Origin of the sequence: Idiomarina aquatica (genome assembly GCF_003987185.1) — a bacterium.
GTDB lineage: Bacteria > Pseudomonadota > Gammaproteobacteria > Enterobacterales > Alteromonadaceae > Idiomarina > Idiomarina aquatica.
Map to the genome: position 1 here is coordinate 227,817 of NZ_PIPS01000003.1, position 14,657 is coordinate 242,473.

Below are 14,657 nucleotides of genomic sequence, written 5' to 3' on the forward strand. Positions count from 1 at the left end.
TTGTAGTCACTTTAAGAAGCTTGAGGTCACAATGGCAACACAATCTGCCCAGCAGTTATCGGCCAATAGGATTCGATTACTGAAAGACCGTTTTGCCCGTTATGGCGTTACCGCCGGCGGTGTGATGGTCTTGGTCGCTCTGCTTTTGATCTTCTTTTACCTGCTTTACGTGGTGCAACCGATTTTTGAATCGGTCAGCCTTAAAAAAGTAAACAGCTTCACGCTACCAGAATCAGGTCAGGTTGAAGCCGTGGGGATGGAAGAGCAAGCGGAAATTGGTTATCGCTTTTTGCGCGATGGCGAACTGCAGTTTTTCTCATTGATTGATAAAAACGAACGTCAGTCAGGCGATATTTTATTACGCGAAAGCTTTGCTCAGCCCGAGCAAATCAGCAGTTTTGCTCGCACTCTGCCGGTTAACCATCAGTACGCCTACGGTTTAACCACTGGTGAAGCCGTTGTTGTTGAACCGAAATTCTCAGTGACGTTTCCGCAAACCGTTGCCACCGCTGCGACAGACCGCGTTGAGCGGGTCATTACGCCGCGCATCGAGGTTAAAAATAACGGTGAGCCATTGCTGATCGATGAGCAGCAACGAGCGTTGCAGAAACTGGCCTACGAGACCGATGGCGAAGGTATGTTATTTGCTGCAGCGGTTGAGCAAAACACGTTGCTGATCACGCACTTCGTTGCTGAAGAAAACTTCATGACCGGAGCCGTCACGTTAACGCCAAATTACACGGAAATCCCACTTAACAGCGCGATTGATAACATCGTTGTCACACCGGACTTGCGTCAGGTGTTGGTGCGCCGTGGGAACCGCGTCCATGTGTTTGACATTTCGATCAGCGGTACGGTCAGTGAACGCGAGTTGTTGCCGATGCGCACCCGTGAGTTGGGTAACGCAACCGGCATGTATTTGTTGGCCGGCGCTTCGTCGATTTTGCTCACGCATGACAGTGGTAAAGTATCACAGTGGTTCGAAGTACCGGGTGATGAGGGTCGTCAGTATCAATACATCCGTAGCTTTGATGCAGGCTCACCGGTCACCAGTATCGAAGTGGAATATTATCGCCGTACCTTCTACACCTTGTCAGAAAACGGCGACATGAATATTTTCCACACCACGTCCGAGGCCGATCTGTTCCAGGGGCAGCCTACCGAGTCACGTATCGAACGGGTAATGGTTGATCCGCGGGCGAATTATTTGTTGATGAAAACAGCCGATGGTTACGGTCTGTTTGATGTCGACAATGAGCACCCGGAAGTGACCTGGAGTGGTTTGTGGCAGGAAGTTTGGTATGAGGGCTACCCCGAGCCAGAATATACCTGGCAGTCAACGTCTGGTTCCGATGACTTTGAATCAAAATTCAGCCTCGTGCCGATTTCCTTCGGTACCATAAAGGCAGCGGCTTATGCGATGCTGTTCGCGGTACCTATTGGTCTGGCTGCGGCAGTATATACTGCTTACTTCATGTCTCCTTCGGTGCGTAAGTTTGTTAAGCCAACCGTAGAAATCATGGAAGCGCTACCCACGGTTATTCTTGGCTTTCTTGCCGGGTTGTGGCTGGCACCGTTAGTGGAGGCCTATTTACCCGGATTTATTGCGGTCTTGGTGTTGATGCCGCTGGCAGTTATCGCAATGGCGGCCATCTGGAGCCAGATGCCAACCAACATTAAGAACAAAGTTCATGACGGTCGTGCCGCGCTGCTGTTGATACCGGTAGTAATGCTGACGGGCTGGCTGTCGTTCGAAATCAGTCCGTGGATCGAGCAAGTGCTGTTCGATGGCGACGCGCGTCGATACATTACCAATGAACTGGGCGTCACCTTTGACCAGCGTAACTCACTGGTCGTGGGTATCGCGATGGGCTTTGCGGTGATTCCGACCATCTTCTCGATTGCTGAAGATGCAGTATTCAGTGTGCCTAAGCATTTGTCCAACGGCTCGCTGGCACTTGGCGCAACACCATGGCAAACGCTGACCAAGGTCGTATTACTGACCGCCAGCCCGGGTATTTTCTCCGCGGTAATGATGGGCTTAGGCCGTGCTGTTGGTGAAACCATGATCGTATTAATGGCGACCGGTAATACGCCAATTATGGACTGGAACATTTTCGAAGGTATGCGCACGCTGTCGGCAAACATCGCCGTGGAAATGCCCGAATCAGAGGTGGGTAGTTCACACTATCGCATTCTGTTCCTGGCGGCCTTCGTGTTGTTTATTTTCACCTTCTTCTTTAACACCATTGCTGAATTTGTGCGCCAACGCTTGCGCGACAAATACAGCTCAATGTAATCCGGACTTGAGGTTTAACAATGAATAAGTGGTTTAGAACCGGCAAACCCTGGATTTGGTTAACCGCAGGCGCTGTCAGTGTCAGTCTTATCGCGGTCATTGGGCTGGTCATCATGATTGGTTGGCGCGGACTGTCTTTCTTCTGGCCATCCGCCATTCATGAAATGGATGTACTGCAGGCTGACGGTAGCACCAAGCACATCATCGGTGAAGTCTATGACACCGAAACCGTGCCGACGACCCGTTTGCCGCAGTCGATGATTGACCTGGCGCAAATCGAGTCAGAGACGGTCACCCGTTACCTGATGAAAATCGGTAACCGCGAGTACGTACCTCTTGATTTTACCTGGGTACTGGAGTCGCTGGTTTCTGAGGACACAACGCCGGCTGACTTAGCTGTGATTGAGCGCAGTAAAGACGGCAATTTTTATGGCCGGATTACGGCGCTGACTGAAAATGGCGAAGTGATTGCGCGTCAAGGCGATGCCGACTTTCGTGAGTTGATGTACCAACGGGTAGAGCGTGCGGTAGAACTGAACCTGCAAGCCATGGGCTTGCAGGAAGGCGAGATTTCTTCCATTAACTACCAGCTCAATGAGCTGGAACTGGAACGCCGCCGTCTGCAACTGGACGATCAGCTAACGGAGCAAGCCATTGCTGACTTGCAAGCTCAGCGTGAACAACTGAATGCGGATTATCAGGTTTACGAAAAAGAGCTGTTTGAACTGCGTGAGCAGGCGCAGCGTGATGCCTTGTTGGTGAAAGACTTCCGTGGTGAAGAGGTAAAAGTACCTATGTATCGGGTGTTAGACGTTAACTTCCCGAACGATATGGGCTTTTTCGCCAAGCTGGCTCACTTCTTCCAGCAACTGGGCAAGTTCGTCAGCGAGGATCCTCGTGAAGCCAACACCGAGGGCGGGGTCTTCCCGGCCATTTTCGGTACCGTGTTCATGGTATTGTTAATGTCGGTTATCGTGACGCCTTTTGGTGTCGTAGCAGCGGTCTATCTGCATGAATACGCGGGCAAAAACTCGATCACTAAGTTAATCCGTATTGCTGTGATTAACCTCGCCGGTGTACCGTCTATCGTTTATGGTGTATTCGGCTTAGGCTTCTTCGTCTACATGGTGGGTGGTAGCCTTGACCAAATCTTTTATCCGGAGGCACTGCCGAATCCAACCTTCGGTACCCCGGGCGTATTATGGTCAGCGGTGACGCTGGCGATTCTGACGCTGCCGGTGGTGATAGTATCCACCGAGGAAGGTTTGGCGCGAATTCCGAGCACCTTACGCGAAGGCTCGCTGGCACTGGGTGCAACCAAGTGGGAAACCATTTGGCGTATCATCATTCCGATGGCATCACCGGCGATCATGACCGGCCTGATTCTGGCGGTCGCTCGTGCTGCGGGTGAGGTGGCACCACTGATGTTGGTGGGTGTGGTTAAGTCGGCACCGATGTTACCGGTCGATGGTAACTTCCCGTACTTCCACTTGGATCGTAAATTTATGCACCTGGGCTTCCACATTTACGACGTAGGCTTCCAAAGCCCGAACGTCGAAGCGGCTCGCCCGTTGGTTTATGCAACCTCGTTCTTGTTGATCACGGTTATCGTGGGACTTAACTTAACGGCTATTGGTGTGCGTAACCACTTACGTGAAAAATATCGTTCGCTTGAACACTAAGTTTGAATTGTCGAGAAGGTTTTAAATTATGATTTCGGTAAATCCGACTACAACTAACGCAGAAAAGCTGGATCTGGCCAACCTGGCGCCAGAGCAGACGGCATTGAGCATCAAGAACCTCGACCTGTTCTACGGAGAGGATCAAGCGTTGTACGATATCTCAATGCACGTACCTAAAAACCGGGTTACCGCATTTATCGGTCCTTCCGGTTGTGGTAAGTCAACGTTACTTCGCTGCATCAACCGCATGAACGATTTGGTTGAGATTTGTAAAGTAAAAGGCGATATTGAGCTGCACGGCAAGAATATTTACGACAAAGACGTCGACGTAGCAGCGCTGCGCCGTCGTATCGGTATGGTATTCCAGCGTCCTAACCCATTCCCGAAATCCATTTATGAGAATGTGGTTTACGGCCTGCGTCTGCAGGGGGTTAAAGATCGCCGCGTACTTGACGAAGCGGTAGAAACATCGTTACGTGGCGCGGCATTATGGGACGAAGTGAAAGATCGTCTGAACGCAAGTGCGTTCAGCCTGTCGGGTGGTCAGCAGCAACGTCTGGTCATTGCCCGTTCGATTGCGATTGAACCGGAAATCCTGCTGCTGGACGAACCAACGTCGGCACTGGATCCGATTTCAACGCTGACGATTGAAGAGCTCATCACCGATCTGAAAAAGAAATTTACCGTGGTGATTGTTACGCATAATATGCAACAGGCTGCCCGGGTTTCTGACCAAACCGCGTTTTTGTATATGGGTAAACTGATCGAGTACGCTGATACCGACACCTTGTTTACCACGCCGTCAGAGAAGCAGACAGAAGACTATATTACAGGTCGTTACGGTTAAGGAGACAGTGATGGACAAAATGAATATGGGGAAGCACATTTCCGGTAAGTTTAATGAAGAGCTGGAAGCTGTCCGTAACCGTGTGCTCAGTATGGGCGGAATGGTTGAGCAACAGATCAGCGACGCCCTTGAAGCGATTCAAAAGGCGGATGTTGAGTTGGCTGAGAAAGTGCTCAACAGCGACCACAAAATTAATAAACTGGAAGTGCAAATTGACGAAGAGTGCGTGCACATTATTGCCAAGCGCCAACCGGCCGCCAGTGACTTACGGTTGGTGATTGCCATCATCAAAACCATTGCTGATTTAGAGCGCATTGGTGATGAGGCCGAACGCATTGCTAAAGTGGCGAAAGAGAGCTTCAGCAAAGATCAGGAGCAGTTGCTGGTGAGCCTGGAGAATCTCGGTCTGCACGTATTGAGTATGTTGCGCAAAGTGCTGGATGCTTTTGCCCGCATGGATCTTGAAGCGGCATACGAAGTGCACCAGCAGGATGAGCAGGCGGATCGCCAATACGAGGCGCTGACGCGTCAACTGATGACCTACATGATGGAAGATTCACGTTCGATTCCAAAAATCATGGACGTATTGTGGTCAGCACGCTCGCTCGAGCGCATGGGAGACCGTTGTCAGAACATCGCCGAGTACATCATCTTCTTTGTTAAAGGCAAAGACGTGCGCCATGTTTCAGCTGAAAGCATGCAACGCACGGTGATGGGTAACAAAAAACCAGATTAACGTCAGAATAATTGCCGGGCGCGAATCGTGCCCGGTATCTGCTTCATCCGCGCTAAAATTTCACTGCCATTATCACTGTCGATATCCATGACCACATAGCCGACACTCTCGTCGGTCTGCAAGTATTGCCCTGCCACGTTAATGTGATACTCACTTAAGATACCGTTGATGGCATTCAACATGCCAGGCTGGTTTTTGTGAATGTGTAACAGTCGGCGGGTGGTGTCGTGCGTTGGCAGGCTGACTTCCGGAAAGTTAACCGCGGACAGAGTCGAGCCATTGTCTGAGTAACGAACCAATTTGCCGGCCACTTCGGTACCGATATTTTCTTGAGCTTCCATGGTCGAACCGCCAATATGCGGTGTCAGCAGACAGTTATCGATACCCCGCAGCGGTGAAATAAATTCCTCGTTATTTCCTTTCGGTTCAACCGGGAATACATCAATTGCTGCACCGGCTAAATGGCCGCCCTGTAGAGCCGCTGCCAAGGCATCAATATCAACCACGGTGCCGCGTGAGGCATTGATGAATAAGCTGTTCGCCTTCATCCGGGTAAACTGACGTACGCCCATCATCATTTGTGTCTGCTCGGTTTCGGGCACATGTAAGGTGACAATATCTGCCTGACTGAGCAAATCATCCAGCGTGTGAACCGGCTGTGCATTGCCCAGCGGCAATTTGTCTTCAATATCGTAGTATATGATCTGCATACCGAGTTGTTCAGCCAGCACACTGAGCTGACTGCCGATATGGCCATAACCGACAATGCCTAAGGTCTTTCCGCGTGCTTCGTAGGCGTTTTTCGCCGATTTTAACCAGCCGCCACGATGTGCTGAGGCGTTCTTGGCCGGAATGCCGCGCAACAACATGATGATCTCGGCCAGGACCAGTTCGGCAACACTGCGGGTATTTGAGAATGGCGCATTAAAAACCACCACGCCGTGGCGTTTTGCCGCTGCCAGATCAACTTGATTGGTGCCGATACAAAAGCAGCCAACCGCGATCAGTTTTTCAGCGGCGGCGAAGACGGCCTCGCTCAGTTGAGTACGCGAGCGAATGCCGACAATATGCACATCTTTTATTTTCTCGATCAATTCGTCATCGGACAATGAGTGAGGCAGGATTTCCAGGTTCGTGTAACCCTGTCGTTCGAACAGGCGCACGGCACTGTGGTGTACGCCTTCAAGCAGCAGAACCTTTATTTTATCTTTTGACAGAGATTGTTTTATTGCAGTCATTGTTATTCTTATTGTGTTTGTGCAAGGTTAAAACGTGTATTTCTTCACGCCCTCTTTGCTGCCGAGCAGGGCAACGTCAGCGCCGCGCGCAGCGAACAGGCCGTTGGTAACCACACCGACGATATTATTGAGCTTTGCTTCAAGCTCCATCGGTTTCATGATTTCTAAATTGTGAACGTCGAGAATCCAGTTGCCATTATCGGTTGTTACCCCCTGACGCCAAACGGGATCCCCGCCGAGCTTAACAATTTCGCGGGCAACATAGGAACGCGCCATCGGGATCACTTCAACCGGTAATGGGAAGCGCCCTAAAATGGGTACCATTTTGCTGTCATCGGCGATGCAAACGTACTGGTCGGCGACCGCGGCAATGATTTTCTCGCGGGTGAGCGCAGCGCCGCCGCCTTTGATCATTTGACCAAACTCATTGATTTCATCAGCACCATCAATGTAAACCGGAACCGGACCCGCTGAATTTAAGTCAAATACTGGTATACCGTGTTTTTTCAACCGTTCGGTCGAGGCTTCAGAGCTTGAAACGGCGCCCTCGATGTCGTCTTTCTTCGCCGCTAATGCGTCGATAAAAAAGTTAACGGTGGAACCGGTGCCAACACCAACAATACTGCCTTCTTGTACGTATTCCATGGCCGCTTCAGCGGCTGCTTTTTTCATTTCGTCACTGCTTGTCATCAGAGGGCTCCAAATAAAAACGGATTTGGTTAATTAGTATAAGAGGTTTAACGTGCAGTTGCACAAAACAATTCACGTAAACTGCCAATGTCTGGATGGAGTGATCACTTCGTTAATCGGCACATCCCAGGCGGCGGTAGGAATCGCTTCAACCCGCTGTTGATCATAAGCCAGACCAATGGGTTGTAAGCGCGGTAAGGCACCACGTCGCCATTGCGCCAGCGTGCGATCGTAATAGCCGCCGCCCATACCGAGTCGGTTGCCCTGTTGGTCAAACCCGACCAGCGGCATAAACAACCAATTAATTGCGGCCAATGGCACCACCTGTCGGCAGTCGAGCCGGGGTTCACGAATCCCGTATCGATTGTTCAGCAGCGGCGTGTCAGGCTGGTAATTCAAAAACAACAAATGGCCCTTGGCAAACGGGTGTAACACTGGCAACACGGTGCGGATGCCTTGTTGCCACAGCGCATCGATACTTGGGGTCGTGTCGAGCTCGTTAGCAAAACTGAGAAAGATGGCAGCAACCCCTTGCTGACCGGTCACGCGTTGCGCTACACGTTGCGCAACCGCATCGGCAGCCTGTCGGCGGCTGGTCTCAGAAAGAGCGGCTCTGGCCTGCTGTAACTTGCGTCTTAATTCGTCTCGGGTCATGCTAGTACCACGCTAAAATAACAACAAAACAAGGATAACCGATGCGAGCATTAAAAACGATGTTGGCTGGACTGGCTCTACTCACGGTCAGTAGCGCAGCGCTGGCTTGGCAAGCGCCACCGAAAGCACCAGAGCGGGAGCGGGGCGATGGTCCTTATGAACGGCTGATATTGCGCGGCGGCACTGTCATCACCGGCGAAGGAGCACCACCACAGGGACCGGTCGATATTGTGATTGAGAACGACCGGATCACGCAAATTGTCAGTGTGGGTAATCCAGGCGTCCCTGTGATTGAATCGCGGCGCCCCAAAGCCGGCGCGGATGATAAAGAAATGGATGTCAGCGGGCATTATATCCTGCCGGGTTTTATCGATATGCACGCCCACATTGGTGGCTCGGCCGAGGGAATTCCGGCAGAGTATGTACTGAAGTTATGGTTGGGTCATGGTATTACCACCATTCGTGAACCTGGCAGTTTTAACGGACTGGATTGGGTGAAGTGGCACCAACAAAACGCGCAGACCAACGACATTGCAGCGCCACGCATTGTGCCTTATGTGGGGTTTGGACAAGGTTGGGATAAGCCCATATACAACGCAGAACAGGCACGCGACTGGGTGCGTTACATAAAAAACCAGGGCGCTGCCGGGATTAAGTTTTTCGGTGCCTCGCGTAAAGTGATGGAAGCGGCCCTGGATGAGGCCAATAAACAGGGTCTGGGTACCATGATGCACCACGCTCAACTGAACGTGATGTCGATGAACGCTCTGGATTCAGCGCGGCTCGGACTTACCTCCATGGAGCACTGGTACGGCTTACCGGAAGCACTGTTTGAACAACAACGTATCCAGGACTACCCCGCGCATTACAACTACAACAACGAACAGAACCGCTTTGAAGAAGCGGGTAAACTCTGGCAACAAGCTGCCGAGCCGGGCTCCGACAAGTGGAAGGCTGTGCGGGATGAGCTGATCGAGTTGGATTTTACCATCAACCCCACACTGACGATTTATGAGGCGTCGCGGGACTTGATGCGAGAGCGCCAGGCGATTTGGCATGATGAGTATACCTTACCGAGACTGTGGGACTTTTTTGAACCCAGCCGTTACGCACATGGCTCCTATTGGTTTGACTGGACCACCGACAACGAAATTGCGTGGAAGAATAACTACGACAAATGGATGGCCTTCCTGAAGGACTATCATGCCAATGGCGGTCGCATCACACTGGGTTCCGACGCCGGTTACATCTATAAAATTTACGGCTTTGGTTACATTCGCGAAATGGAACTGCTGCGCGAAGCGGGCCTGAATGCATTAGAAGTCATTCATTCCGCAACGGTATCCGGTGCTGAAGCACTGGGCATGGAAGACGACATCGGTAGTATCGCACTGGGCAAAAAGGCGGACATGGTGATCGTAAAAGAAAATCCGTTGGCCAACTTTAAAGTACTTTATGGCACCGGCCACTTTAAGCTGGACGATAACAATAAGCCGATGCGCACAGAGGGCGTTAAGTACACGATCAAAGACGGTATTGTGTACGATGCCCAGCAATTGCTGGAAGACGTTAAAGGTATTGTTGCCAAAGAAAAAGCATCACGTCAGTGATGCTTTTTACTCGATAGGGTGGTTTCCCGGAGGCGCCGTTGTTGGGCGTTAGCCCTTGAACCCATTGGTTCAAGGCGGGGAGCAATTGGTATCCGTCGTAGGCTTCCCGATACGTGTCGGGCTTGCTCATGACGGGCCAGTGGTCCCCTTTAGATAAAAGCATCGGCTCAGGGACATTCGCCTACCTGTCGTACGCCCCAGGAAACCGCAGAAATCGTTATATTGTTTAGCGTGAACCGCGCTGCGATCGCTGTTCACTCATAGCTTGTTCTATGGTTGCCTGCAGTAATTGGATCTTTTCTTCCAATTTAGCGGTGCGTGCCGCCTGGTCGTTTTGATCCTGCATCCACTCGTGGCACAGGTTCAGGGCGGTCATTACCGCAATTTGCTCGACGTTGGTTAAGCTGGTGCGTTCTTTGGTGTCACGCAGGCGCTTATCGAGTGCATCGGCGGCTTGCTGCAACGCACTTTCCTGACCGGCAGGACAATTCACCCGATAGTTTCTGTCCAGTAAGGTTATGTCCATAGTACGACCCGCCATTTTGCAGACTCCCTGCTTATCATTCTTTAAAACACAGTGTTTGTGCCAACGGCGGTTATTATGACACGAGCCGCCGGTGCTTGTCAGCTAGCGTATTATAAAGGCCAGTGTTAGGATGTAAGCAAGTAAATTCAAGGATTTTTACAATGCCGACACGTTTTAATTACGATCGATTGGCGGAATTGCTCGCGCAATTTGATATGACGCCATCTGCTGCGGAAGTACAAGGTATGCTAACCGGACTCATCGCAACGGGCAGTGATGCCCAGAGTGACGAGCTGATGACCTTGATGACCGATTTGGCCTACGACGGCAATACTATGCCCGCCGAGTTAAAAAACTTGCTGCGGGAACAGGCCGAAGAGATTCAGGCGGCTTTGGGCGACCGTGATATGGGCTATCAGTTGTTATTGCCCGATGATCAGGCGCCACTCGGTGACCGTCTGCAGGCGCTCGGTGGCTGGGTGCAGTCTTTCTTGGTCGGTTTTGGCGTAAACCAGGCCAATGTGGCTAACACGTCCGGAGACCTGCGCGAGGCGCTTGACGACATGATTGAAATTGCCAAACTCGATTTTGATGATGAAGACGGCGAAGATGCCGAGCGTGCTTACTTTGAAGTGGCCGAATATCTGCGCATTTCGGCAATGATGTGCTTTACCGAACTGGGTCATCATCAGCAGACTGTGCCGGAGAAAAATAAAACCTTACATTAAACCGAGGTGTGTCAATGAAGCCCGTGATTCCGCAGGATGAATTTCTGCAACGACGTAAACGTGTGTTGCAGCAGCTACCGGCCAACGTTGTAGCGCTGGTGGCAGCGAACCAAGAATTGACCCGTAGCAACGACACCGAGTACCCCTTTCGGCAAAATAGCTACTTTCATTACCTGACCGGGTTTAACGAACCGGATGCGGTGTTGGTGTTGAGTACGTTGCCGGAACAAGCGGGCAGTATCCTGTTCTGTCAGGATAAGGATCCGAGTGCCGAGGTCTGGCACGGTCTGCGGCTGGGTTATCACAACGCACCGAACGCTCTGGGAATTGATACCGCTCATGACATTGAGGAACTGGACGACCGCTTACCAGAGATCCTTAACGGCGCTGAGAGCGTTTATCTCATCCTCGGTGAGGATGAAGGTCTTGAGCATCAAGTCCATGAGGCCATGGCATTTTTGCGGGAAACCGAAAAACGCGGTAACAAAGTACCCCATAGGATCGATGACTTGCGGCCGCGGCTTGACCGAATGCGGCAAATTAAGTCAGCGCACGAGCTGAGCGTCATGCGCGAAGCAGCGCGGATCAGCAGTGAAGCGTTTAAACGCATCATGAAATTTGTCCAGCCGGGAGTTTATGAATATCAGCTTGGCGCCGAGCTACACCATGAGTTTGCCATGAACGGTGCGCTGTATCCCGCCTATGGCATGATTTGTGGCGGTGGCGCTAATGCCTGTGTACTGCATTACACAGACAACCGGGATCAGTTACACGACGGTGATCTGGTGCTGGTGGACGCTGGTGCCGAATATCAGGGCTATGCCGCCGATATTACCCGAACGTTTCCGGTCAATGGTAAGTTCTCGGATGAACAAAAAATGTTGTATGAGCTGGTGTTGCAGGCACAGCAGGCAGCCTTTGCCTGCATCAAGCCGGGGGCTGATTTGCAGCAAGCGACCGAGGCAGCCGCTCGTGTTATTAATGATGGCCTGACCGAGTTGGAAATTCTAAAAGGCGACGCCGAGGAAAACTTTAACGGGCAACGCTGGAAGCAGTTTTTTATTCATGGTTTAAGCCATTGGCTTGGGCTCGACGTACATGATGTTGGTCGTTATAAAGACGCGCAGAATCGTCCGGTAAAACTGGAACCGGGTATGGTCATTACGGTTGAACCCGGCATTTATATTTCGCGTGAATCCGGCGTGGATGAACGCTGGCGCGGGATTGGTATTCGTATTGAGGATGACCTGATCATCACCGAAGACGGCTATGAAAACATCACCGAATCGGTGCCTAAGACGGTTGAAGAGATAGAAGCGTGGATGCAAAAGTTGTAATTGCAGGCGGAAGTTTGGTCGGTGCGTTGACGGCATTAATGCTGGCGCAGCAACGTCCCGACTGGCCCATCGTTGTGGTTGAACCGCGTGATAGCGGGCCCCCTAACGACAAACGAATCATTGCCCTGGCGGCGGCTTCGGCCAAACGCCTGGAGCAGCTTGGAGTGCTCGGCGCAGCGCAGACACAGACGCCGATCGAGCACATTCATATCAGCGACCGCGGTCATCTCGGCGCGATGGAGTTACATGCGGCCGCTGAGAACGTCGCCGCCTTGGGCGTTGTGGTGCCAGCCGCAGAACTGTTACAGACCTTGTTTGAACGTTGTCAGCAACTGGCTAATGTGCGCTGGCTGAGCGGTTGCCGAGTCACCGCGATTGAACAAAAAAGTGACTCTGTCGCCGTTTCCATCAGTGACGGGCGTACCATCGAAGCGCAACTGTTGGCGGGAGCTGATGGGCAAAATTCTTACGTGCGGGAAACGCTAAGGCTGGCAAGCTCAGTCGAGGATTACAATCAGGTTGGCTGCATTGCCACCCTGACTCTGGATCGACCGCTGCAGGGCTGGGCTTACGAGCGTTTTACCGAAGACGGCCCCATCGCGCTGTTGCCGATGCCAAAACAACAGGCGTCACTGGTATGGACGTTTAAAGGCGAAGTGGCCGACGACGTGAAAAGCTGGCACGATGATTACTTTATTGACGCCTGCCAGCGCGCTTTCGGCTATCGAGCCGGCGCCATTACAGCAACCTCGGAGCGGGTTTTTTACCCGCTACAATTGCGCCGCGCGCATCGCTCGATTCATCATCGCTGCGTGATTTTGGGCAACGCCTCGCACGCGTTGCACCCAATTGCCGGACAAGGCTTTAATCTCGGCCTGCGGGATGTCGAAACCCTGGTCGAGGTGCTGTCCGGTGTCGACGATGCCGGCGCTTTTGCCGCCCTGAATGACTACCATCGGCGCCGTGAGCAAGATTACAACGCCATCATCAATTTGACCGATCTGTTGGTGCGTGGTTTTTCCAATCGATATTGGCCTATGGTGGTTCCACGTAACCTTGCTCTACTTGGGTTACACCATTGCGGGCCGTTAAAATCAGCTTTTGCCCGCTTAACCATGGGGATGCGCGCATGATACGTCAGCAAACCGATATCGCTATTGTCGGCGGTGGCATGATTGGCCTCGCACTGGCCTGCCTGCTGGCGACTCAAGGGCGCCGGGTAACGGTGCTGGAGCGCCACACACAACCTCAGTTGGGAGACGAACTGGCACTGCGCGTCAGTGCTTTGAACGCCCGCAGCCGAAAGCTGTTGGAGCAATGCGGCGCCTGGGCATTGATCGCTCAACACCGCACCGGCCCTTATCACCGTATGCAGGTATGGGATAAAGATAGCCCGGCACACATCGAGTTCAGTGCGCAGGACGTCAACGCCGATGACTTGGGGGCTATTGTCGAAAACAATGTGATTGAGCATTTTCTCTGGCAGCGGGCGCAGGCGTTGCAGGTCGACATCCGGCAGGCTGAGGACTGGAAGCTATTAAATGCGGGGGATGAAGACAGCCCGGCGGAATTCAGTCTGGGTAATGAGCTGCTGAGTGCACAACTGGTTGTTGGTGCCGATGGTGGCCGCTCGCAGGTGCGACAGTGGGCCGAATTGCCGATCACATTCTGGGATTACCAGCAGCAGGGAATTGTCGCCAATATCAAAACGGAGCGACCGCATCAGGGCGTTGCGCGGCAGGTATTTCTGCCGACCGGGCCATTGGCATTGTTGCCGACGCCCGAAGCGCACACGGTGTCCATTGTCTGGTCAGCGGATCAGCCGTTTGCCGAACAATTGCTGGCGGAGTCGCCAGAACGTTTGGCGAAATGGGTTGAGGCCGAATCCGGTCGGATCCTTGGTGCGTGCGAAACGGCATCGCCAGTGAAAGCGTTTCCGTTGCGTATGCAGTATGCGCGCCGTTGGCAACACCAACGCATTGTCCTGGCAGGCGATGCGGCGCACACCATTCATCCGTTGGCAGGCCAGGGGGCAAACCTCGGGTTTGGTGATGTGCAGGAACTGGCGCAGGTGTTGGCCGAGGTTGAGTTGAAAGACCTGCGCGCGCTGTCGCGGAGACTGGGGGCGTATGTCAGAACCCGTAAAGCTGAAACCCAGCTTATGATTGCCGCTATGGAAGCGTTCAAGCGCGGCTTTGGAACCGCCAACCCGATTCTCAAAGGCCTGCGCGCCATCGCTTTCGCACTCCCTAACCACGTGACGCCACTCAAACGGAAGCTCGCCGAAATCGCCCTGCGGTAGCTTGCGCC

General features: G+C 52.5%; 13 protein-coding genes and 1 other RNA gene. 9 read left to right on the forward strand and 5 right to left on the reverse strand.

All coding sequences use genetic code 11. The features are described from left to right. Positions 1–31 precede the first annotated feature (31 nt). The 4 genes from CWE23_RS10510 to phoU are packed head-to-tail and all read left to right on the forward strand — an operon-like array spanning position 32 to position 5,564. The gene (locus tag CWE23_RS10510; protein WP_105307180.1) at positions 32–2,299 is read left to right on the forward strand and encodes an ABC transporter permease subunit; all 2,268 of its coding nucleotides are present in this window, start codon (positions 32–34) and stop codon (positions 2,297–2,299) included. Between the two features lie 20 nt (positions 2,300–2,319). Continuing rightward, complete coding sequence (gene pstA / locus CWE23_RS10515) at positions 2,320–3,981, forward strand: phosphate ABC transporter permease PstA (protein ID WP_105307179.1); 1,662 nt, start codon at positions 2,320–2,322, stop codon at positions 3,979–3,981. Between the two features lie 28 nt (positions 3,982–4,009). After that, on the forward strand, positions 4,010–4,828 hold the full coding sequence (gene pstB, locus CWE23_RS10520; RefSeq protein WP_105307178.1) for a phosphate ABC transporter ATP-binding protein PstB: 819 nt from the start codon (positions 4,010–4,012) through the stop codon (positions 4,826–4,828). A gap of 10 nt (positions 4,829–4,838) precedes the next feature. Next, positions 4,839–5,564 (forward strand): phosphate signaling complex protein PhoU, encoded by a 726-nt coding sequence (gene phoU / locus CWE23_RS10525; protein ID WP_105307177.1) that lies wholly within the window; start codon positions 4,839–4,841, stop codon positions 5,562–5,564. A gap of 2 nt (positions 5,565–5,566) precedes the next feature. On the opposite strand, the gene serA is transcribed toward phoU, so the two are convergent. The 3 genes from serA to CWE23_RS10540 form a co-directional block, all read right to left on the reverse strand. After that, complete coding sequence (serA, locus tag CWE23_RS10530) at positions 5,567–6,802, reverse strand: phosphoglycerate dehydrogenase (RefSeq protein ID WP_126820223.1); 1,236 nt, start codon at positions 6,800–6,802, stop codon at positions 5,567–5,569. Between the two features lie 27 nt (positions 6,803–6,829). Then, the gene (gene rpiA / locus CWE23_RS10535) at positions 6,830–7,492 is read right to left on the reverse strand and encodes a ribose-5-phosphate isomerase RpiA (RefSeq protein ID WP_126820224.1); all 663 of its coding nucleotides are present in this window, start codon (positions 7,490–7,492) and stop codon (positions 6,830–6,832) included. A gap of 72 nt (positions 7,493–7,564) precedes the next feature. Then, positions 7,565–8,146 (reverse strand): 5-formyltetrahydrofolate cyclo-ligase, encoded by a 582-nt coding sequence (locus tag CWE23_RS10540; protein ID WP_126820225.1) that lies wholly within the window; start codon positions 8,144–8,146, stop codon positions 7,565–7,567. 41 nt (positions 8,147–8,187) lie between these two features. Here CWE23_RS10540 and CWE23_RS10545 point away from each other — a divergent pair, with 41 nt between their 5' ends. Continuing rightward, complete coding sequence (locus CWE23_RS10545; RefSeq protein WP_126820226.1) at positions 8,188–9,756, forward strand: amidohydrolase family protein; 1,569 nt, start codon at positions 8,188–8,190, stop codon at positions 9,754–9,756. 19 nt (positions 9,757–9,775) lie between these two features. On the opposite strand, the gene ssrS is transcribed toward CWE23_RS10545, so the two are convergent. Both ssrS and zapA read right to left on the reverse strand, forming a co-directional pair. After that, positions 9,776–9,963, reverse strand: a non-coding RNA gene (gene ssrS / locus CWE23_RS10550) — 6S RNA. Positions 9,964–9,982: 19 nt separating this feature from the next. Further along, positions 9,983–10,297 (reverse strand): cell division protein ZapA, encoded by a 315-nt coding sequence (zapA, locus tag CWE23_RS10555; protein WP_105307172.1) that lies wholly within the window; start codon positions 10,295–10,297, stop codon positions 9,983–9,985. A 146-nt stretch (positions 10,298–10,443) separates the two neighbouring features. Here zapA and CWE23_RS10560 point away from each other — a divergent pair, with 146 nt between their 5' ends. The 4 genes from CWE23_RS10560 to CWE23_RS10575 are packed head-to-tail and all read left to right on the forward strand — an operon-like array spanning position 10,444 to position 14,649. After that, positions 10,444–11,010, forward strand: coding sequence for a UPF0149 family protein (locus CWE23_RS10560; RefSeq protein ID WP_105307171.1), 567 nt, complete (start codon positions 10,444–10,446; stop codon positions 11,008–11,010). Between the two features lie 14 nt (positions 11,011–11,024). Next, the gene (gene pepP / locus CWE23_RS10565; protein WP_126820227.1) at positions 11,025–12,347 is read left to right on the forward strand and encodes a Xaa-Pro aminopeptidase; all 1,323 of its coding nucleotides are present in this window, start codon (positions 11,025–11,027) and stop codon (positions 12,345–12,347) included. Next, on the forward strand, positions 12,329–13,480 hold the full coding sequence (gene ubiH / locus CWE23_RS10570) for a 2-octaprenyl-6-methoxyphenyl hydroxylase (RefSeq protein WP_126820228.1): 1,152 nt from the start codon (positions 12,329–12,331) through the stop codon (positions 13,478–13,480). Before pepP ends, ubiH begins: the two co-directional genes overlap by 19 nt. Then, positions 13,477–14,649: an FAD-dependent oxidoreductase gene (locus CWE23_RS10575; RefSeq protein ID WP_105307168.1), complete on the forward strand. Its 1,173-nt coding sequence runs from the start codon at positions 13,477–13,479 to the stop codon at positions 14,647–14,649. The genes ubiH and CWE23_RS10575 overlap by 4 nt, the downstream gene beginning before the upstream one ends. Positions 14,650–14,657 lie beyond the last annotated feature (8 nt).

What these genes read in the sequence shown, in the direction of transcription:
- CWE23_RS10540 (WP_126820225.1), bottom strand. Translation starts at nt 8,146, where the DNA reads ATGACCCGAGACGAATTAAGACGCAAGTTACAGCAGGCCAGAGCCGCT.
- CWE23_RS10575 (WP_105307168.1), top strand. Translation starts at nt 13,477, where the DNA reads ATGATACGTCAGCAAACCGATATCGCTATTGTCGGCGGTGGCATGATT.
- rpiA (WP_126820224.1), bottom strand. Translation starts at nt 7,492, where the DNA reads ATGACAAGCAGTGACGAAATGAAAAAAGCAGCCGCTGAAGCGGCCATG.
- phoU (WP_105307177.1), top strand. Translation starts at nt 4,839, where the DNA reads ATGGACAAAATGAATATGGGGAAGCACATTTCCGGTAAGTTTAATGAA.
- serA (WP_126820223.1), bottom strand. Translation starts at nt 6,802, where the DNA reads ATGACTGCAATAAAACAATCTCTGTCAAAAGATAAAATAAAGGTTCTG.
- CWE23_RS10545 (WP_126820226.1), top strand. Translation starts at nt 8,188, where the DNA reads ATGCGAGCATTAAAAACGATGTTGGCTGGACTGGCTCTACTCACGGTC.
- pepP (WP_126820227.1), top strand. Translation starts at nt 11,025, where the DNA reads ATGAAGCCCGTGATTCCGCAGGATGAATTTCTGCAACGACGTAAACGT.
- CWE23_RS10510 (WP_105307180.1), top strand. Translation starts at nt 32, where the DNA reads ATGGCAACACAATCTGCCCAGCAGTTATCGGCCAATAGGATTCGATTA.
- pstA (WP_105307179.1), top strand. Translation starts at nt 2,320, where the DNA reads ATGAATAAGTGGTTTAGAACCGGCAAACCCTGGATTTGGTTAACCGCA.
- zapA (WP_105307172.1), bottom strand. Translation starts at nt 10,297, where the DNA reads ATGGCGGGTCGTACTATGGACATAACCTTACTGGACAGAAACTATCGG.
- CWE23_RS10560 (WP_105307171.1), top strand. Translation starts at nt 10,444, where the DNA reads ATGCCGACACGTTTTAATTACGATCGATTGGCGGAATTGCTCGCGCAA.
- pstB (WP_105307178.1), top strand. Translation starts at nt 4,010, where the DNA reads ATGATTTCGGTAAATCCGACTACAACTAACGCAGAAAAGCTGGATCTG.